General features: G+C 56.3%; 15 protein-coding genes. 7 read left to right on the forward strand and 8 right to left on the reverse strand.

All coding sequences use genetic code 11. The features are described from left to right. The first annotated feature begins 36 nt into the window (after nt 1-36). A complete protein-coding gene (gene ahr / locus C5687_RS06315) occupies nt 37-1056 on the forward strand; it encodes an NADPH-dependent aldehyde reductase Ahr (protein WP_059385402.1) in 1020 nt (339 codons plus the stop codon). A gap of 89 nt (nt 1057-1145) precedes the next feature. Here the strand turns inward: ahr and C5687_RS06320 are convergent, their stop codons facing one another. Beyond that, nucleotides 1146-2783 carry a dihydroxyacetone kinase subunit DhaK gene (locus C5687_RS06320; protein WP_047959551.1) on the reverse strand — a complete coding sequence of 546 codons (1638 nt, stop codon included), beginning with the start codon at nt 2781-2783 and terminating at the stop codon, nt 1146-1148. A gap of 137 nt (nt 2784-2920) precedes the next feature. Here C5687_RS06320 and C5687_RS06325 point away from each other — a divergent pair, with 137 nt between their 5' ends. After that, complete coding sequence (locus tag C5687_RS06325) at nt 2921-4423, forward strand: helicase HerA-like C-terminal domain-containing protein (RefSeq protein ID WP_104556609.1); 1503 nt, start codon at nt 2921-2923, stop codon at nt 4421-4423. On the opposite strand, the gene mnmL is transcribed toward C5687_RS06325, so the two are convergent. Then, nucleotides 4403-5344 (reverse strand): tRNA modification radical SAM protein MnmL/YtqA, encoded by a 942-nt coding sequence (gene mnmL / locus C5687_RS06330; protein ID WP_104556610.1) that lies wholly within the window; start codon nt 5342-5344, stop codon nt 4403-4405. The genes C5687_RS06325 and mnmL overlap by 21 nt on opposite strands. Before the next feature lie 687 nt (nt 5345-6031). On the opposite strand from mnmL, the gene gltB reads away from it, so the two are divergent. Beyond that, complete coding sequence (gene gltB / locus C5687_RS06340; RefSeq protein ID WP_094919370.1) at nt 6032-10492, forward strand: glutamate synthase large subunit; 4461 nt, start codon at nt 6032-6034, stop codon at nt 10490-10492. Between the two features lie 9 nt (nt 10493-10501). Then, entirely contained in the window at nt 10502-11920 is a 1419-nt protein-coding gene (gene gltD, locus C5687_RS06345; protein ID WP_025756676.1) for a glutamate synthase subunit GltD, read from the forward strand. A gap of 26 nt (nt 11921-11946) precedes the next feature. Here gltD and sspB read toward each other — a convergent pair whose 3' ends face one another. The 5 genes from sspB to zapE form a co-directional block, all read right to left on the reverse strand. Next, complete coding sequence (gene sspB / locus C5687_RS06350; protein WP_025756675.1) at nt 11947-12444, reverse strand: ClpXP protease specificity-enhancing factor; 498 nt, start codon at nt 12442-12444, stop codon at nt 11947-11949. 5 nt (nt 12445-12449) lie between these two features. Beyond that, nucleotides 12450-13088 (reverse strand): stringent starvation protein SspA, encoded by a 639-nt coding sequence (gene sspA, locus C5687_RS06355; RefSeq protein ID WP_025756674.1) that lies wholly within the window; start codon nt 13086-13088, stop codon nt 12450-12452. 307 nt (nt 13089-13395) lie between these two features. Next, a complete protein-coding gene (gene rpsI, locus C5687_RS06365; RefSeq protein WP_003860436.1) occupies nt 13396-13788 on the reverse strand; it encodes a 30S ribosomal protein S9 in 393 nt (130 codons plus the stop codon). Nucleotides 13789-13803: 15 nt separating this feature from the next. Then, nucleotides 13804-14232 (reverse strand): 50S ribosomal protein L13, encoded by a 429-nt coding sequence (gene rplM / locus C5687_RS06370; RefSeq protein ID WP_003860434.1) that lies wholly within the window; start codon nt 14230-14232, stop codon nt 13804-13806. Between the two features lie 302 nt (nt 14233-14534). Further along, a complete protein-coding gene (zapE, locus tag C5687_RS06375) occupies nt 14535-15659 on the reverse strand; it encodes a cell division protein ZapE (protein ID WP_047959553.1) in 1125 nt (374 codons plus the stop codon). A gap of 189 nt (nt 15660-15848) precedes the next feature. Between zapE and zapG the strand changes: the two genes are divergently transcribed. The 3 genes from zapG to degS all read left to right on the forward strand — a co-directional run bounded on the left by zapG (nt 15849) and on the right by degS (nt 18946). Continuing rightward, nucleotides 15849-16247 (forward strand): Z-ring associated protein ZapG, encoded by a 399-nt coding sequence (gene zapG / locus C5687_RS06380; protein WP_008502832.1) that lies wholly within the window; start codon nt 15849-15851, stop codon nt 16245-16247. 171 nt (nt 16248-16418) lie between these two features. After that, nucleotides 16419-17786 (forward strand): serine endoprotease DegQ, encoded by a 1368-nt coding sequence (gene degQ, locus C5687_RS06385; RefSeq protein WP_025756671.1) that lies wholly within the window; start codon nt 16419-16421, stop codon nt 17784-17786. A gap of 92 nt (nt 17787-17878) precedes the next feature. Continuing rightward, nucleotides 17879-18946, forward strand: a complete 1068-nt coding sequence (gene degS / locus C5687_RS06390) for an outer membrane-stress sensor serine endopeptidase DegS (protein ID WP_045284728.1) — start codon at nt 17879-17881, stop codon at nt 18944-18946. 89 nt (nt 18947-19035) lie between these two features. Here degS and mdh read toward each other — a convergent pair whose 3' ends face one another. Next, nucleotides 19036-19974: a malate dehydrogenase gene (gene mdh, locus C5687_RS06395; RefSeq protein WP_094919371.1), complete on the reverse strand. Its 939-nt coding sequence runs from the start codon at nt 19972-19974 to the stop codon at nt 19036-19038. Between the last annotated feature and the right edge of the window lie 2 nt (nt 19975-19976).

A 19976-nucleotide genomic window follows, 5' to 3' on the forward strand; every position in this document is an offset into this window, starting at 1 on the left:
TACACTCTCAGTTCACACCACAACGGGGGAAACACGATGTCGAAGATAAAAAGCTACGCCGCACCGCAGGCGGGTGCAGAACTTGAACTGTACGAGTACGATGCAGGCGTTCTAAAAGCAGAAGACGTCGAGGTACAGGTTGATTACTGCGGGATCTGCCACTCGGATCTCTCGATGATCGACAACGAATGGGGCTTTTCAAGCTATCCACTGGTTGCCGGGCACGAAGTCATTGGCCGTGTTGTCGCGCTCGGTAGCGCTGCGCAGGATAAAGGGCTGAAAGTAGGCCAGCGCGTGGGCATAGGCTGGACAGCACGCAGCTGTGGGCACTGCGACGCCTGTATCAGCGGGAATCAGATCAACTGTCTCGAAGGCGCTGTTCCCACCATTCTGAACAAAGGCGGTTTTGCCGAGAAGCTGCGCGCCGACTGGCAATGGGTCATTCCGCTGCCGGACAGCATTGATATTGAATCCGCCGGTCCGCTGCTGTGCGGCGGTATTACCGTCTTCAAACCGCTTCTGATGCACCATATCACTGCCACCAGCCGCGTGGGCGTCATCGGTATTGGTGGCCTCGGGCATATCGCCATTAAACTGCTGCACGCGATGGGTTGCGAAGTAACGGCATTCAGCTCGAACCCGGCGAAAGAACAGGAAGTGCTGGCGATGGGGGCGGATAAAGTCGTTAACAGCCGCGATCCGGACGCGCTGAAGGCGCTGGCGGGTCAGTTTGATCTGATCATTAACACCGTTAACGTGGATCTTAACTGGCAACCGTATTTTGAAGCCCTGGCCTACGGCGGTAACTTCCACACCGTGGGTGCGGTGATGAAGCCGCTGCCGGTTCCGGCGTTTACCCTGATCGGCGGGGATCGTAGCGTATCCGGCTCTGCGACCGGTACGCCGTACGAGTTGCGCAAACTGATGAAGTTCGCCGGGCGCACCAAAGTGGCACCGACCACCGAACTGTACCCGATGTCGAAAATCAACGAAGCCATCCAGCACGTGCGCGACGGCAAAGCCCGTTATCGCGTGGTGTTAAAAGCGGATTTTTGATGTGATAGTGCCGGGTGGCAGCTTCGCCTTACCCGGCCAGGGTTCGTTTTTGTAGGCCCGGTAAGCGCAGCGCCACCGGGCTTTTTCGACTACCGAGCCAGTGCCGCAAAGACTTCCGCGACAGCCACCGCCCCCGGATCCATTACGCCATCCAGATTCTCTTTATTCACGTACGACGAACGTCCCGCACCCGCTTTTACCATTTTCGCCGTTGCCTCCGCCCCCTGCTGCGCCGCCTGCGCCGCAGCCTGAAGATCTTTTTTCTGTAAAGCCTCCAGCGCCGGTTGCAACGCGTCGATCAGCGTGCGATCGCCGAGATCCGCCCCGCCATACTGCTTCATCTGCGCCAGCCCGCTGAGCAACGCCTCCGGGAGCGATTGTCCGTCATGCAGCTTTTGCCCGGCCGCGGTGAAGAAGATCGACATTAATACGCCGCTCGATCCGCCCATTACCGTGGCCAGCCGCTCGCCAGCCAGTAACAGGAGCGTAGAGACATCATTAAGCGGGAGGGTATTCTCCTCCAGACGCTGCGCAATATCCCGCGCACCTTGCGCAAAGGTGGAGCCGGTATCGCCATCTCCCACTTTCGCATCCAGCGCGTTGAGGCGGTTTTCCAGCTGGATCAGCGTTTTTGTCACTGAGAAGACACACTCTCCCACCTGCGGATTGTCCGAGGGGGTATATTCCACGCGGTCATGAATGGCACTGTGCTCAACGGTGCGCAAGGGCGCAAACGCCACGGGTTTCTGCCAGCCCAGCGTTTCGACGTCGGCATGAATCGCCTTTTCGAAGAAATCGTTAAGCTTCAGTAGCGTCAGCGAAAAGCCCTTCATATCCAGGGCGCTTACCAATGGTGCGGGACCTATCAGGTACGCGATCTCTTCTTTCAGCGCCGAGTGCGCCAGCTCTTTCGTCAGCAGCGCCATCTCCAGCGCCGATACGCCGCCGAGGTTGTTAATCAACACCGCAAAGCGCCCCTCACCCGCCTCTGTTTTCAGTGGCGTGACCAGCGTGTCGATAATGGCTTTGCTGTTTTGGGTATCCACCACGGACGCCCCGGGCTCGCCGTGAATGCCCAGACCCAGCTCAACGTGGCCCTGCTTAATGCGCCCCTCTTCCTCCTCGCTGCCGGGCAGGTTACAGGTTTGCATCGCAACGCCCAGGCTCCAGAGGTTGTCGCAGGCCTGTTGCGCGATCTCCCGCACTTCACTCAGCGATTTCCCGAGCTCCGCCGCATAGCCCGCAATCTTATGCACCAGCGCGGTGCCGGCAATACCGCGCGGTTGCTTGTTATCCGGCAGCGCGATGTCATCCGCTACAATCACCATCTCCACCTTCAGACCGTAACGTTTGGCCTTTTCCGCCGCGAGGCCGAAGTTAAGACGGTCGCCGGTGTAGTTTTTGACGATCAACAGACAACCGCGATCGCCGGTTACGGCGACGATGGCATTGAGTACCGCATCCACGCTCGGCGAGGCAAACAGATCGCCACACACCGCCGCCGTCAGCATGCCTTTGCCAACAAATCCGGCATGCGCGGGTTCGTGTCCTGAGCCACCACCGGAGATCACCGCCACGCGGCTTTTGTCCCAGTCGCCGCGCGCGACAATCCTGATGGCCGGATCGATATCAAGCTTGACGAGATTTGCATGGGGCGCAGAGAGCAGTATGCCTTCAATGGCATCGTTGACTAGCTGTTTGCGGTCATTAAAGAAGAATCTGGACATAGTTTCCCACTATTTTGTGAACCGTATGCAAAAGCATAGTCCGCGCTGGATAATGCGCCGCAAACTCAGGAATTTACTCATCCCTTTTGCCGTCAGGTTGCCTATACTCCACCCAGGACTACGAGAGGAAGCGCATCATGAGTACACCATTGTTAATTGCCCGGACGCTGGAAAAAGAGCTGTATTTACTGCCCGCCATGACGAACCGCCACGGCCTGATCACCGGTGCCACCGGGACGGGGAAAACCGTGACCCTGCAAAAGCTGGCGGAGTCGCTTTCAGAGATCGGCGTACCGGTGTTTATGGCTGACGTGAAAGGCGATTTAACCGGTGTGGCTCAGGAGGGTACCGCCTCAGAAAAACTGCTCGAACGGCTGAAGAATATTGGCATCACGGACTGGACGCCACACGGCAACCCGGTGGTCGTATGGGATATCTTTGGTGAGAAAGGCCACCCGGTGCGCGCCACCGTCTCCGATCTCGGCCCGCTACTGCTCGCCCGCCTGCTGAACCTTAACGACGTCCAGTCCGGGGTACTGAATATTATCTTCCGCATTGCCGATGACCAGGGTCTGCTGCTGCTTGATTTTAAAGATCTGCGGGCCATTACTCAGTACATTGGCGATAACGCGAAATCCTTCCAGAACCAGTATGGCAATATCAGCAGCGCGTCGGTAGGGGCCATTCAGCGCGGGTTACTGACGCTTGAGCAACAGGGGGCTGAGCATTTCTTCGGCGAGCCTATGCTGGATATCAAAGACTGGATGCGCACCGACAGTAACGGCAAAGGCATTATCAATATCCTCAGTGCAGAGAAGCTCTACCAGATGCCGAAGCTTTATGCCGCCAGCCTGCTGTGGATGCTCTCCGAGCTGAACGAACAACTGCCCGAAGCAGGCGATCTGGAAAAACCAAAGCTGGTGTTCTTCTTCGACGAAGCGCACCTGCTGTTCAACGATGCGCCGCAGATATTGCTGGACAAGATTGAACAGGTCATTCGCCTGATCCGCTCTAAAGGCGTCGGCGTCTGGTTTGTTTCGCAAAACCCGTCTGATATCCCGGATAACGTGCTTGGCCAGCTTGGTAACCGCGTTCAGCACGCCCTGCGCGCCTTTACGCCGAAAGATCAGAAAGCGGTGAAAGCCGCTGCGCAAACCATGCGCGCCAATCCGGCTTTTGATACCGAAGCCGCTATTCAGGCGTTAGGCACCGGTGAAGCGCTGATCTCATTCCTGGATGCGAAGGGCAGCCCGTCCGTGGTGGAACGCGCGATGGTGATCGCTCCCTGTTCGCGGATGGGACCGGTGACGGACGATGAACGCAACGGCCTGATTAACCACTCCCCGGTGTACGGGAAGTATGAAGACGAGGTGGATCGGGAATCCGCGTTTGAGATGCTGCAAAAAGGGGTCCAGGCGACAACGGAATCGCAGGATGCCCCTGCCGCTAAAGGGCAGTCGGTGGCGGTGGATGACGGTATTCTCGGTGGGCTCAAAGATATCCTGTTTGGTAGCACCGGGCCGCGCGGCGGTAAGCGCGACGGCGTGGTACAAACCATGGCGAAGAGCGCTGCGCGGCAGGTGACTAATCAGATAGTGCGCGGCATGCTGGGGAGCCTGTTAGGCGGCCGTCGCCGGTAGACGGGGAACCCACGGGCGCCCCAGAGCCGAACCCTGCACGCCGTTTTCCTGAAGATAGCGGTCAATTTCCACCATCCCCGTCCAGCGGTTCTCGCACCACAAGGGTGCCAGAAGCGTTGGACGGCGGGCGCTGGCAGAGATGCGATGGTAGACAATCTCCGGCGGCGTGTGACGAATCATCTCCCCCGCCGTCACCGTATAGGCGTCAAGTTCGATACCGTTCAAGCGCCCGGCTTCCCAGGCTTTGGCCATAATGCTGCCCTTCACGATATGCAGCGGGTGCAGCTTGATACCGTCCACGCCGGTCTCCACCACTTTTTCCAGCGTCTCCAGGCCGTGCCGCTGCCCTTCACCAGGCAACCCGACAATCAGATGCGAGCAGACTTTCAACCCGCGCTCACGGGCAAGACGGGTAGTGCGCTGGTAGCAGGCGAAATCATGACCACGGTTGATGCGGTGCAGGGTTTTGTCGTGCGCGGTCTGTAGGCCCAGCTCCAGCCAAACCTCGTAGCCTTGATCGTTATACTCGCTAAGCAGATCCAGCACCGCATCCGGTACGCAGTCCGGCCGCGTACCCACACAGAGCCCGACAATACTGGCCTGGCTGACAGCCTGCTGATACATGTCGCGCAGCACCTGGACTTCCGCCCACGTGCTGGTATAGGCCTGAAAATAGGCCAGATAGCGTCTGGCGCGGTTTACCAGACTCGCCTGATGAGAAAGCTGTTCGGCAATAGAGCGATGCTGCTGGGCCTCGTCTGCAAATGACGCAACGTTACAGAACGTGCAGCCCCCGCGCCCGATCGTCCCGTCCCGGTTTGGGCAGCTAAACCCGCCATGCAGCGTCAGCTTGTGAACCTTTTGCCCGTACCGCTGCAAAAGATCCCCACCAAACATATTGACTAATTTCTGTAACTGCATAATCTGATAGACCGTCCCGGAGAAAGGGGACAAGCCTGCCACTTTTAGCCTCTGTCGGCGATGACTTGGATCAATCGCCCTGGACGGCTTTTACCTATATGAATAACTACTCAGGATTACTGCAATTTCATTCACGCCAGCAGTGATTACTTTTCCTTATGTTCTGATTGTTTTTTTCATTTATAGCGCCACCTCTGAAAAACAGTGACTTTATGCGGGTTTAACCCCCACAGCAGCGTAATATTCTGTTAAAAAACCGCTATTCAGCATGCTGCATTGATAATACCGCTTTCAGATAGTGAGTCAGATCACACTCCGCTACGCCCTGCAAGGGCATTCATTCAATGTAAAATTACTTAAATTCCCTTTAATTACAAATAGATAACTTACCTTTAGCACATTTTTGTATAAATAAGATTGCCATTTGACCTGTGTACCAATTCCCGATAAGTTGGAAATCCGCTGGAAGCTTTCTGGATGAGCGGCCTGCTCATCATATTTATGCAGTAATTGAGATTCCCTCTGAAGCAAGTCCTCAAACTTGTTTACCTGCGCGAAAGGATGAAAAAGAGGGCGAATGCGAGGTCCGCGTATGAAACGCAAACCCCGTCGCCATGCTCTTTCTGCGCCTGTGCGCCACGGTTACGTTCAGAGAGAAGCCCGACGAGCCTGGGGAGGTTCACTGATATGTTGTACGATAAATCCCTTGAGAAGGATAACTGTGGTTTCGGCCTGATCGCCCACATAGAAGGCGAACCTAGCCACAAGGTAGTGCGTACTGCTATTCACGCACTGGCCCGAATGCAGCACCGTGGCGCCATCCTTGCCGATGGTAAAACCGGCGACGGTTGCGGCCTGCTGCTGCAAAAACCCGATCGTTTCTTCCGCATCGTGGCGGAAGAGCGCGGCTGGCGTTTAGCCAAAAACTACGCTGTCGGTATGCTGTTCCTGAACCAGGATCCTGAAAAAGCTGCCGCTTCGCGCCACATCGTCGAAGAAGAACTTCAGCGTGAAACCCTGTCTATTGTCGGCTGGCGCGATGTGCCTACCAACGAAGGGGTGCTCGGTGAAATCGCCCTCTCCTCGCTGCCTCGTATTGAACAGATTTTCGTCAATGCCCCTGCGGGCTGGCGTCCACGTGATATGGAACGCCGTCTGTTTATCGCCCGTCGCCGCATTGAAAAACGTCTCCAGGACGATAAAGAGTTCTACGTCTGTAGCCTCTCGAACCTGGTGAATATCTATAAAGGTCTGTGTATGCCGGCTGACCTGCCGCGCTTCTACCTGGACCTGGCGGACCTGCGTCTGGAATCGGCCATTTGCCTGTTCCACCAGCGCTTCTCCACCAACACCGTACCTCGCTGGCCGCTGGCGCAGCCGTTCCGCTATCTGGCGCACAACGGCGAAATCAACACCATTACCGGTAACCGCCAGTGGGCCCGCGCCCGTACCTATAAGTTCCAGACGCCACTGATCCCTGACCTGCACGATGCCGCGCCGTTCGTGAACGAAACCGGCTCCGACTCCAGCTCGATGGACAACATGCTGGAACTGCTGCTGGCGGGCGGGATGGATATCGTGCGCGCCATGCGTTTGCTCGTGCCACCAGCCTGGCAGAACAACCCGGATATGGATCCAGAGCTGCGTGCGTTCTTCGACTTTAACTCCATGCACATGGAGCCGTGGGACGGCCCAGCGGGCATCGTGATGTCCGACGGTCGTTTTGCCGCCTGTAACCTGGACCGTAACGGCCTGCGTCCGGCCCGCTACGTCATCACCAAAGATAAGCTCATCACCTGTGCCTCTGAAGTCGGTATCTGGGATTACCAGCCTGACGAAGTGGTTGAGAAAGGCCGCGTCGGTCCTGGCGAACTGATGGTTATCGACACTCGCGTTGGGCGCATTCTGCATTCCGCCGAAACCGATAACGACCTGAAAAGCCGCCATCCGTACAAAGAGTGGATGGAGAAAAACGTGCGTCGTCTGGTGCCGTTTGAAGATCTGTCGGACGAAGAGGTGGGCAGCCGCGAGCTGGACGACGATACCCTCGCCAGCTACCAGAAGCAGTTTAACTACAGCGCAGAAGAGCTGGACTCGGTTATCCGCGTGCTCGGTGAAAACGGCCAGGAAGCGGTCGGCTCGATGGGTGACGATACCCCGTTTGCCGTGCTCTCCAGCCAGCCGCGTATCATTTATGACTATTTCCGTCAGCAGTTCGCGCAGGTCACCAACCCGCCAATCGACCCGCTGCGCGAAGCACACGTGATGTCGCTGGCCACCAGCATTGGTCGTGAGATGAACGTCTTCTGCGAGGCCGAAGGCCAGGCGCACCGTCTGACCTTTAAATCGCCGATCCTGCTGTATTCCGATTTCAAACAGCTCACCACCATGAAAGAGGAGCACTACCGCGCTGACACGCTCGATATTACCTTCGACGTGAACGACGCGAGCCTCGAAGAGACGGTGAATGCGCTGTGTGACAAAGCCGAACAGATGGTACGTAACGGTACCGTTCTGCTGGTGCTGTCCGACCGTAATATCGCGAAAAACCGTCTGCCGGTGCCTGCGCCGATGGCGGTGGGTGCTATCCAGACGCGTCTGGTCGATAAGAGCCTGCGCTGCGACGCCAACATCATTGTTGAAACCGCCAGCGCTCGCGACCCACACCACTTTGCCGTGCTGTTAGGCTTTGGTGCGACGGCGATCTACCCATATCTGGCCTACGAAACGCTGGCCCGCCTGGTGGACACCCGCGCGATCGACAAAGACTACCGTACAGTGATGCTGAACTACCGTAACGGCATCAATAAAGGTCTGTACAAAATCATGTCCAAAATGGGCATCTCGACCGTTGCCTCCTACCGTTGTTCGAAGCTGTTTGAAGCGGTCGGTCTGCATAACGACGTGGCAAACCTCTGCTTCCAGGGCGTAGTCAGCCGTATCGGCGGAGCCGGATTTGCTGACTTCCAGCAGGATCTGGTGAACCTGTCGAAACGCGCATGGCTGGCACGTAAGCCGCTGGATCAGGGCGGTCTGCTGAAATACGTTCACGGCGGCGAGTATCATGCCTATAACCCTGACGTGGTGCGCACGCTGCAGCAGGCGGTGCAGAGCGGCGAATACAGTGATTATCAGCAGTATGCTGAGCTGGTGAACAACCGTCCGGCGGCGACGCTGCGTGACCTGCTGGCCCTCAATCCGGGTGATGAAGCGGTTAGCATTGACGAGGTTGAGCCAGCATCTGAACTGTTCAAACGCTTTGATACCGCGGCGATGTCCATCGGCGCGCTGAGCCCGGAAGCCCACGAAGCGCTGGCGGAAGCCATGAACAGCATCGGCGGCAATTCCAACTCCGGTGAAGGCGGTGAAGATCCGGCGCGTTACGGCACCAACAAAGTGTCCCGTATCAAGCAGGTGGCCTCCGGCCGCTTCGGCGTCACCCCAGCGTACCTGGTCAACGCCGATGTCATTCAGATTAAAGTCGCTCAGGGTGCAAAACCGGGCGAAGGCGGTCAGTTGCCGGGTGATAAAGTCACGCCGTACATCGCCAAACTGCGCTACTCCGTACCGGGCGTGACGCTGATTTCTCCGCCACCACACCACGATATTTACTCTATCGAGGATCTGGCGCAGTTGATTTTCGACCTGAAACAGGTCAACCCGAAAGCGATGATCTCCGTGAAGCTCGTTTCCGAACCGGGCGTTGGCACCATTGCCACCGGCGTGGCGAAAGCCTATGCGGATCTCATCACCATCGCCGGTTACGACGGTGGTACCGGTGCAAGCCCACTCTCCTCCGTGAAATATGCGGGTTGCCCGTGGGAACTGGGCCTGGTGGAAACCCAGCAGGCGCTGGTGGCTAACGGTCTGCGTCACAAGATCCGTCTGCAGGTGGACGGTGGCCTGAAAACCGGCCTCGACATTATCAAAGCGGCGATTCTGGGTGCGGAAAGCTTTGGTTTCGGTACCGGCCCAATGGTTGCGCTTGGCTGTAAATACCTGCGTATTTGCCACCTGAACAACTGCGCAACCGGTGTTGCAACTCAGGACGAGAAGCTGCGTAAGAACCACTACCATGGTCTGCCGTTCAAAGTGACTAACTACTTTGACTTCATCGCCCGTGAAACCCGTGAGCTGATGGCGCAGCTGGGCGTGAAGCGCCTGGTAGACCTGATTGGCCGTACCGACCTGCTGAAAGAGCTGGAAGGCTTCACCGCGAAGCAGCAGAAGCTGGAGTTGAGCAAGCTGCTGGAAACCGCGCAGCCACACCCTGGCAAAGCGGTCTACTGCACCGAGAACAACCCACCGTTCGATAACGGCGTGCTGAACGCGCAGCTGTTGCAGCAGGCGAAACCGTACGTGGATGACAAGCAGAGCAAAACGTTCTGGTTTGATATCCGCAACACTGACCGTTCTGTGGGTGCGTCCCTCTCCGGTTATATTGCGCAGACGCACGGTGACCAGGGGCTGGCGGCAGATCCGATTACCGCGCACTTCAGCGGTACCGCGGGTCAAAGCTTTGGCGTGTGGAACGCCGGTGGCGTTGAGCTATACCTGACCGGCGATGCCAACGACTACGTCGGGAAAGGCATGGCGGGCGGTCTGCTGGCGGTGCGTCCTCCGGTGGGTTCTGCCTTCCGCAGCCATGAGGCAAGCATCATCGGTAACACCTGTCTGTACGGCGCGACCGGTGGTCGTCTGTTCGCTGCAGGCCGTGCGGGCGAGCGTTTTGCGGTGCGTAACTCCGGTGCCATCACCGTGGTGGAAGGCATTGGCGATAACGGTTGTGAATATATGACGGGCGGGATTGTTTGCGTCCTGGGTAAAACCGGCGTGAACTTTGGCGCAGGCATGACGGGCGGTTTTGCATACGTCCTGGATGAAGACGGCGAGTTCCGCAAACGCGTGAACCCGGAACTGGTGGAAGTACTGGACGTTGATACGCTGGCCATCCACGAAGAACACCTTCGCGGTTTGATTACCGAACACGTGCAGCATACCGGTTCTTCGCGCGGCGAAGAGATCCTGGCGAACTGGCCAGCATTCTCTGCAAAATTCGCGCTGGTTAAACCGAAGTCCAGCGATGTTAAAGCCCTGTTGGGTCACCGTAGTCGTAGCGCAGCAGAGCTGCGTGTGCAGGCGCAGTAAGGAATTCAGATGAGCCAGAACGTATACCAGTTTATCGACCTGCAGCGTGTTGATCCGCCAAAGAAACCGCTGAAGATCCGTAAAATTGAATTTGTAGAAATCTATGAGCCGTTTTCAGAAGGCCAGGCCAAAGCACAGGCAGACCGCTGCCTGTCCTGCGGTAACCCTTACTGCGAGTGGAAATGTCCGGTACATAACTACATCCCGAACTGGCTGAAGCTGGCCAACGAGGGGCGTATTTTTGAAGCCGCCGAGCTGTCTCACCAGACCAACACCCTGCCGGAAGTGTGCGGCCGCGTGTGTCCTCAGGACCGTCTGTGCGAAGGCTCCTGTACGCTGAACGACGAGTTTGGCGCGGTGACCATCGGCAACATCGAGCGCTATATCAACGATAAAGCCTTCGAGATGGGCTGGCGTCCGGATATGTCCGGCGTGAAGCAGACCGACAAGCGCGTGGCGATTATCGGCGCGGGCCCGGCGGGCCTGGCCTGTGCGGACGTCCTGACCCGTAACGGCGTGAAGGCGGTGGTCTTTGACCGTCACCCGGAGATCGGCGGTCTGCTGACCTTCGGGATCCCGGCCTTCAAGCTGGAAAAAGAGGTCATGACCCGCCGCCGTGAAATCTTCACCGGCATGGGGATTGAGTTCAAACTGAACACAGAAGTGGGCCGCGACGTGCAGCTCGACGACCTGCTGAAAGATTACGACGCCGTCTTCCTGGGCGTGGGCACCTATCAGTCCATGCGTGGTGGTCTGGAAAACGAAGACGCGCCGGGCGTTTATGACGCGCTGCCGTTCCTGATTGCCAACACTAAACAGATTATGGGCTATGGCGAAACAGCCGATGAGCCTTTCGTCAGCATGGAAGGTAAACGCGTGGTTGTGCTGGGCGGGGGTGATACCGCGATGGACTGCGTGCGTACCTCTATTCGTCAGAATGCGGCACACGTAATCTGCGCCTATCGTCGTGACGAAGAGAACATGCCTGGCTCCAAACGCGAAGTGAAAAACGCGCGTGAAGAGGGTGTCGAGTTCCAGTTCAACATCCAGCCGCTGGGTATTGAAGTGAATGCCAACGGAAAAGTGAGCGGCGTGAAGATGGCGCGCACGGAGATGGGCGCGCCGGATGCCAAAGGCCGCCGTCGTGCGGAGATTGTGGCGGGCTCTGAGCATGTGATTCCGGCCGATGCCGTCGTCATGGCGTTCGGTTTCCGTCCGCACAGCATGGAGTGGCTGGCGAAGCACAGCGTCGAGCTGGATTCGCAGGGCCGTATTATTGCGCCAGAAGGCAGCGATAACGCGTTCCAGACCAGCAACCCGAAAATCTTCGCCGGTGGTGATATCGTTCGCGGTTCCGACCTGGTGGTGACGGCGATTGCCGAAGGCCGTAAGGCGGCAGACGGTATACTGAACTACCTGGAAGTGTAAAAAAACAGGCCCGATTGGGCCTGTTTTTATTTTACAACGCGAAGAGCAGGACGCCCCCCGCGCGGTGGCGGATCGTCATCCGGATCGTTATCATCCTGGTGATCGGGTTTGTCACCGTCAATAACGGACATGACCGTGTCGCTTTCACGCTCCCCGGCGGTATCGTCATCATTCAGGCTGGCAACGTCTTCATCGTAAGCCGCTTCCGGCTCGAACATGGTACCCGCACCGTTTTCACGCGCGTAGATAGCCAGCACGGCAGCCAGCGGCACCGATACCTGACGCGGCACTCCACCAAAACGCGCGTTAAAGCGCACTTCGTCGTTGGCCAGTTCCAGGTTACCCACTGCTCGCGGCGCAATATTCAGCACGATCTGTCCGTCGCGTGCGTATTCCATTGGAACCAGCACGCCCGGCAACGTCACATCCACTACCAGGTGCGGCGTGAGCTGGTTATCCAGCAGCCATTCATAGAAGGCGCGCAGCAGATACGGACGGCGTGGGGTGAGTTGTGACATTTCCACAGTCATTAGCCTCGGCCGAGACGCATTTCACGTTCCGGTTCAGTTAAAGATGCCAGGAAAGAGTCGCGTTCAAAGACGCGAGTCATATAGCCCTTCAGCTCTTTGGCGCCAGGGCCGCTGAATTCAACACCCAGGGTTGGCAGACGCCACAACAGCGGCGCCAGGTAGCAATCTACCAGGCTGAACTCATCGCTCAGGAAGAACGGTTTCTGGCCAAACACAGGGGCGATAGCCAGAAGCTCTTCACGCAGTTGCTTACGCGCAGCGTCAGCTTCCGCAGCGGAACCGCTGGTAATCACGTTCATCAGCGAGTACCAGTCTTTCTCGATACGCTGCATGTACAGGCGGCTTTCACCACGTGCAACAGGGTAAACAGGCATCAGCGGCGGATGCGGGAAACGCTCATCCAGATATTCCATAATGATACGGGATTCCCACAGGGTCAGCTCGCGATCCACCAGCGTCGGTACGCTTTGGCTCGGGTTGAGATCGATCAGATCCTGAGGCGGGTTATCCTTTTCCACATGCTCGATCTCAAAACTGACACCCTTCTCGGCCAGCACGATACGAACCTGATGGCTATAAATGTCAGTAGGACCAGAAAACAGCGTCATTACCGAACGTTTGTTGGCAGCGACAGCCATGAAAACCTCCAGGTATATTCAGAATTTTTACTGCTACCGGCCCAACAGGGGCCAGCCAGATGTTGTATCGCCCATCCCAGAGAAAACACATTGTTCAATAATCGAACAAAAAGCGAGTATTCACCGATATTTGGGCAGAAAATTGGATGATAGTTTACCAGATTTTGATGACTTTGTGGTGAGCGTTTCTGGAAATGTGGAAAAAGAGAAGATATATGCATTGATATTGTGGATAACCTGCGCATTATCCATAAAAAAACCCGCCGAAGCGGGTTTTTCGCCAATCGTTCTGCGCAAGCAGAATGGATTAACGTTTGGAGAACTGTGGACGACGACGTGCTTTACGCAGACCCACTTTCTTACGTTCAACCTGACGAGCGTCACGAGTAACGAAGCCAGCTTTACGCAGTTCAGAACGCAGGGATTCGTCGTACTCCATCAGAGCGCGGGTGATACCGTGACGGATCGCACCTGCCTGACCGGAGATACCACCACCTTTAACAGTGATGTACAGATCCAGTTTTTCTACCATATCAACCAGTTCCAGCGGCTGGCGAACTACCATGCGGGCAGTTTCGCGACCGAAGTACTGTTCCAGAGAACGCTGGTTGATAACGATTTTACCACTGCCCGGTTTGATGAAAACGCGAGCTGCGGAACTTTTGCGGCGACCAGTGCCGTAGTATTGATTTTCAGCCATTGCCTATAATCCCGATTAGATGTCAAGAACTTGCGGTTGCTGTGCCGCGTGGTTGTGCTCGTTGCCTGCGTAAACTTTCAGTTTACGGAACATAGCACGACCCAGCGGGCCTTTTGGCAGCATGCCTTTAACCGCGATTTCAATCACACGCTCAGGACGGCGGGCAATCATCTCTTCAAAGGTCGCTTCTTTGATACCACCGATGTGGCCGGTGTGGTGGTAGTACATTTTGTCAGTACGCTTGTTGCCGGTTACAGCAACTTTATCAGCGTTCAGAACGATGATGTAATCACCGGTATCAACGTGCGGAGTGTATTCCGCTTTATGCTTACCGCGCAGGCGACGAGCCAGTTCAGTAGCCAGACGGCCCAGAGTTTTACCGGTCGCGTCAACAACATACCAGTCGCGCTGTACGGTTTCTGGTTTAGCTGTAAAAGTTTTCATTAAAAGCTTACCCAAATAATAAGTTACACGTTGGTGAACACCCAAACGTTTAGTCAGTTGAGGTTCACACGACAAAGTCCGGCAAACCTACCCCTTCGAATAGCTCATGCCGACACATAGAAAGTTTCGGGAAAAAAACCTTCTCGTAACGTGGGGTCGCAAGATTATAGAGAAGTTGAGGTCAAAGATCGACCCTTAAATGTGATTCAAATTGGGTTTTTCGAGGCGGTGGAAAATGCCGGGTGGCGGCTGCGCCTTACCCGGCCTACAAGTCCCCCTTCACAGGGAGAGGGTGGCATTTATTATGGCATATGCTCAAGCTTCAGGTATTCCTCGCTCTGCATCTCCTGCAGGCGCGAGAGGCAGCGCTGGAACTCAAACTTCAGCCGCTCCCCCTGGTAGATCTCATATAAAGGTACCTCGGCGCTGACCACCAGCTTGACGTGACGCTCATAAAACTCGTCCACCAGCGCAATGAAGCGCCGTGCTTCGCTCTCCATCAGCCGGGTCATCACCGGCACATCCAGCACCATCACGGTGTGGAACAGACGCGAAAGCGCAATGTAGTCATGCTGACTGCGGGCATCAACGCAGAGCGTCGTAAAGGAGACCGCCAGCGTTTGGTTCTCAACACCGAGGGTAGGTAACGGGCGATGGTTAATCTCAAGTTCCGGGGCATGCTCGCGTTTTGCCCCCGCCAGCGCCAGCCATAGTTTGTCCATCTGGCGGGTGGTCTCGGTATTTAACGGTGAAAGCCACAGGTGCGCCTGGGTCAACGTGCGCAGGCGGTAATCCACCCCGGCATCCACGTTCATGATGTCGCAGTGCTGCTTGATGGCGTCAATCGCAGGCAGGAAGCGAGCCCGCTGCAGGCCATTGCGGTACAGTTCGTCCGGCGGGATATTCGAGGTAGCAACCAGCGTAATCCCGCGGGCAAATAACGCTTTCATCAGGCCGCCTAACAGCATGGCATCGGTGATATCAGAGACAAAAAACTCATCAAAGCAGAGCACGTCCGTTTCCGCCTTGAATCTGTCGGCCACAATCTCCAGGGGATCGCTTTTACCCTGCAGCGCCGTCAGCTCTTCATGCACCCGCAGCATAAAACGATGGAAGTGCAGACGCTGTTTACGCGACCCCGGCAGGCTCAGATAGAACAGATCCATCAGCCAGGTTTTTCCCCGCCCGACACCGCCCCACATATATAAACCGCGCACCGGCGTGTGCTCTGGTGGCGCTTTTTTACCGAGTAACCGCCCAAACGCCGCCTTTAGCCCACTGCTCTGCTCTGTTTCAGCGGGTCTGGCCGTGAGCTCCTGATAAATCATCTCCAGACGGCTCACCGCCTCACGTTGAACGTCATCCGGCTGATGCGTGCCCTCGTTAAGGGCCAGTTGATATCGTGATGCAGGGGACAGGTTTTGCATAATCTTATTGTTATTCCTTCAATTAACGCTCATCAGCAGGCGTGACTGATGAAAAAAAGGCCGTTCTACACTACGCGATGATACGTCAGGATTCCACTTCTGCGGAAATAGCGGTTATAGTGGCATTATCAGGCACAGGCAGGAGCCGAGCCAACACCCTACGGAACAACAAGACAACGGGAGAAGTTCATGACCTGGGAATATGCGCTAATCGGTTTAGTCGTCGGCATCGTCATTGGTGCTGTGGCCATGCGTTTCGGTAACCGCAAATTGCGTCAGCAGCAGTCACTGCAGTACGAACTGGAAAAGAACAAAGCCGAGCTGGAAGAGTATCGTGAAGAGCTGGTCAGCCACTTTGCCCGTAGCGCCGAGCTGCTGGACAACATGGCGACCGACTATCGTCAGCTGTATCAACATATGGCCAAAAGCTCCAGCAGCCTGCTGCCGGAAATGACGGCGGAAACCAACCCGTTCCGCAACCGTCTGGCAGACTCTGAAGCCGGTAACGATCAGGCCCCTGTCCAGATGCCTCGCGACTATTCAGATGGCGCGTCCGGCCTGCTGCGCGGCGGTGTAAAACGCGATTAATCGCACAACCTGAATTTATTTTACGGGCGCAGCGATTGCGCCCGTCCTTTCTTCATGACCCCAGCTATCATTTAGTTAAACACCTCATTGTTCAGCGGTTTAAAATTCAATAACATCAACGTGTTTTTAGGGCCGTTTTTCCTTTATTCCAGGTTACGAGAGTCAACATCGATGAAGAAAAAAAACCAGCTGTTGAGCGCTATCGCGTTAAGTGTCGGGTTATCTCTCTCGGCGTCCTTCCCCGTAGTGGCCGCCATTCCCTCCCAGGTGCCCGGGCAAGCGGCCGTTCCAAGCCTCGCCCCCATGCTGGAAAAAGTGTTGCCGGCGGTCGTTAGCGTACAGGTTGAAGGCACGGCCGTACAAAGCCAACGCGTCCCTGAAGAACTGAAAAAATATTTTGGCGATGAGGCTCCCGACCAGCAGGCTCAGCCTTTTGAAGGCCTGGGTTCAGGCGTCATTATTGATGCAGCCAAAGGCTATATTCTGACTAACAACCATGTCATCAGCCAGGCTGATAAAATCAGCGTTCTGCTTAATGATGGGCGCGAGTTTGATGCCAAACTGATTGGCGGCGATGACCAGAGCGACATCGCGCTGTTGCAGGTGCAAAACCCCAGCAACCTGACCCAGATTGCCATCGCGGATTCCGACAAACTGCGCGTCGGTGATTTTGCCGTCGCCGTGGGCAACCCCTTTGGTTTAGGGCAGACCGCGACGTCCGGGATCGTCTCGGCGCTGGGCCGCAGCGGCCTGAATCTGGAAGGGCTGGAAAACTTTATCCAGACCGATGCCTCAATCAACCGCGGGAACTCCGGCGGGGCATTGCTCAACCTTAACGGCGAGCTGATTGGAATCAACACTGCGATCCTGGCCCCGGGCGGCGGCAGCATTGGGATCGGTTTTGCTATTCCGAGCAATATGGCCAAAACCCTGGCGCAGCAGCTCATCCAGTTCGGCGAGGTCAAACGTGGGCTGCTGGGTATCAAAGGAATGGAGATGAGCGCGGATATTGCGAAGGCGTTCAATATTAACGTGCAGCGCGGGGCGTTCGTCAGTGAAGTGCTGCCAAACTCCGGCTCGGCAAAAGCGGGCGTGAAGTCGGGGGACGTGATCGTCAGCCTGAACGATAAACCGCTGAGCAGCTTTGCAGAACTGCGCTCGCGGATTGCCACAACCGAACCCGGCGCCAAAGTGAAGCTGGGCCTGATCCGCGACGGCAAGCCGCTCAGTGTTGAAGTGACGCTGGATAAGAGCACCTCTTCCTCCGCCAGTGCAGAGCTTATCGCTCCAGCGCTACAGGGGGCTACGTTGAGCGACGGGCAGTTGAAAGACGGGACGAAGGGGATCACCATCGACACCGTTGAGAAGAGCAGCCCTGCCGCACAGGCCGGATTGCATCAGGATGACGTTATCATTGGTGTAAACCGTAATCGCGTGCAGTCCATTGCTGAACTGCGCAAGCTGCTGGAAAGTAAACCGGCTGTGATTGCCCTGCAGGTCATGCGTGGCAATGAGTCTATCTATATTCTGTTGCGCTAAGCATTTGCGATCCCGGACATCACCGCTGCGTGTGATGTCCGGATAACTCATGTTATGCTGCAAATCGTTCCTTTTTTCACGACACGCGCATCATGCTTTTAAAGCTCTTACGTTCTATTGTCATCGGTTTGATTGTCGCTGGCCTGCTGCTGCTGGCGCTGCCGTCTTTACGTCAGTTCAATAAACTGTCGGCTCCCCAGTTTGATAGCACGGATGAAACACCGGCCACCTATAATCAGGCCGTTCGCCGTGCCGCACCTGCCGTCGTCAACGTCTATAACCGTGGTCTCAATACCTCAGCCCATAACCAACTGGAGATCCGTACCCTCGGCTCCGGGGTGATTATGGACGAGCGGGGCTACATTATTACCAACAAGCACGTGATTAACGATGCCGATCAGATCATCGTCGCCCTGCAGGATGGCCGCGTGTTTGAGGCGTTACTTGTGGGGTCGGATAGCCTGACCGACCTGGCTGTTCTGAAAATTAACGCTACGGGCGGTTTACCGGTTATCCCGATCAACCGTAAACGTACCCCGCATATTGGTGACGTCGTACTGGCTATCGGCAACCCCTACAACCTGGGCCAGACTATCACCCAGGGGATTATCAGCGCGACCGGTCGTATTGGTCTCAACCCATCGGGACGGCAGAACTTCCTGCAAACCGATGCCTCAATCAACCACGGTAACTCCGGTGGCGCGCTGGTCAACTCGCTGGGTGAGCTGATGGGCATCAATACCCTCTCGTTCGATAAGAGTAACGACGGAGAGACGCCGGAAGGGATCGGCTTTGCCATTCCGTTCCAGCTGGCAACCAAAATTATGGATAAGCTGATCCGCGATGGCCGTGTGATCCGCGGCTATATCGGTATCGGCGGCCGTGAAATTGCGCCTATGCATACCCAGGGCGGCGGTATCGATCAGATTCAGGGCATCGTGGTCAACGAGGTCGCACCGGGTGGTCCGGCGGCTAACGCGGGAATTCAGGTCAATGATGTCATTGTGTCGGTCAACGGCACGCCGGCGGTTTCTGCGCTGGAGACCATGGACCAGGTAGCAGAAATTCGCCCGGGTTCCATCATCCCTGTTGAAGTCATGCGCAACGATAAGAAACTGACGCTGCATGTGACCATTCAGGAATACCCGGCCACCAACTGACAGCCATAAAAAAACCGAAGCCAGTAAGTGCTTCGGTTTTTTTGCCGGGTGGCGCCAACGCTTACCCGGCCGACAAAAGCGGGTTCGTTTTACTTGTTAACGAACTCTTCGCCCAGGGTGATATCTTTCTTCAGCGTATCCAGCATGCCTTCCATCGCGTGTTGTTCAAACGCGCTCAGCGTGCCAATCGGCTTACGCTCTTCGATACCGTTTTTACCCAGCAGCAGCGGCTGAGAGAAGAAACGAGCGTGTTCGCCATCACCTTCAACGTAAGCGCATTCAACCACGCCTTTCTCGCCCTGCAGCGCGCGAACCAGTGACAGACCGAAACGCGCAGCCGCCTGGCCCATAGACAGGGTCGCAGAGCCGCCACCCGCCTTCGCTTCCACCACTTCGGTGCCCGCGTTCTGGATGCGTTTGGTCAGATCAGCCACTTCCTGCTCGGTGAAGCTCACGCCAGGGATCTGTGACAGCAGAGGCAGAATGGTGACGCCAGAGTGTCCGCCAATGACCGGGACTTCAACGTCAGTTGGCTGTTTGCCTTTCAGCTCAGCAACAAACGTGTTGGAGCGGATGATATCCAGCGTGGTCACGCCGAACAGTTTGTTCTTGTCGTAAACACCCGCTTTCTTCAGCACTTCTGCCGCGATAGCAACGGTGGTGTTCACCGGGTTAGTGATGATACCGATGCACGCTTTCGGGCAGACTTCTGCGATCTGCTGCACCAGGTTTTTCACGATGCCCGCGTTGACGTTGAACAGGTCTGAACGATCCATGCCTGGCTTACGCGCCACGCCTGCAGAAATCAGCACCACGTCTGCACCCTGGAGGGCAGGACGCGCGTCTTCACCGGAGAAGCCTTTGATTTTTACAGCGGTCGGGATGTGGCTCAGGTCAACCGCCACACCTGGGGTTACCGGAGCAATATCGTACAGGGAGAGTTCTGAGCCTGAAGGCAGTTGGGTTTTCAGTAGTAGGGCAAGCGCCTGGCCGATACCACCAGCAGCGCCGAGGACTGCGACTTTCATCC

This window comes from Enterobacter sichuanensis (assembly GCF_002939185.1).
Classification (GTDB): Bacteria; Pseudomonadota; Gammaproteobacteria; order Enterobacterales; family Enterobacteriaceae; genus Enterobacter; species Enterobacter sichuanensis.

Bases quoted from the DNA above. Each gene is read 5' to 3' on its own strand.
- ahr (WP_059385402.1), top strand. From the start codon at position 37: ATGTCGAAGATAAAAAGCTACGCCGCACCGCAGGCGGGTGCAGAACTT.
- C5687_RS06320 (WP_047959551.1), bottom strand. From the start codon at position 2,783: ATGTCCAGATTCTTCTTTAATGACCGCAAACAGCTAGTCAACGATGCC.
- C5687_RS06325 (WP_104556609.1), top strand. From the start codon at position 2,921: ATGAGTACACCATTGTTAATTGCCCGGACGCTGGAAAAAGAGCTGTAT.
- mnmL (WP_104556610.1), bottom strand. From the start codon at position 5,344: ATGCAGTTACAGAAATTAGTCAATATGTTTGGTGGGGATCTTTTGCAG.
- gltB (WP_094919370.1), top strand. From the start codon at position 6,032: ATGTTGTACGATAAATCCCTTGAGAAGGATAACTGTGGTTTCGGCCTG.
- gltD (WP_025756676.1), top strand. From the start codon at position 10,502: ATGAGCCAGAACGTATACCAGTTTATCGACCTGCAGCGTGTTGATCCG.
- sspA (WP_025756674.1), bottom strand. From the start codon at position 13,088: ATGGCTGTCGCTGCCAACAAACGTTCGGTAATGACGCTGTTTTCTGGT.
- rpsI (WP_003860436.1), bottom strand. From the start codon at position 13,788: ATGGCTGAAAATCAATACTACGGCACTGGTCGCCGCAAAAGTTCCGCA.
- rplM (WP_003860434.1), bottom strand. From the start codon at position 14,232: ATGAAAACTTTTACAGCTAAACCAGAAACCGTACAGCGCGACTGGTAT.
- zapE (WP_047959553.1), bottom strand. From the start codon at position 15,659: ATGCAAAACCTGTCCCCTGCATCACGATATCAACTGGCCCTTAACGAG.
- zapG (WP_008502832.1), top strand. From the start codon at position 15,849: ATGACCTGGGAATATGCGCTAATCGGTTTAGTCGTCGGCATCGTCATT.
- degQ (WP_025756671.1), top strand. From the start codon at position 16,419: ATGAAGAAAAAAAACCAGCTGTTGAGCGCTATCGCGTTAAGTGTCGGG.
- degS (WP_045284728.1), top strand. From the start codon at position 17,879: ATGCTTTTAAAGCTCTTACGTTCTATTGTCATCGGTTTGATTGTCGCT.
- mdh (WP_094919371.1), bottom strand. From the start codon at position 19,974: ATGAAAGTCGCAGTCCTCGGCGCTGCTGGTGGTATCGGCCAGGCGCTT.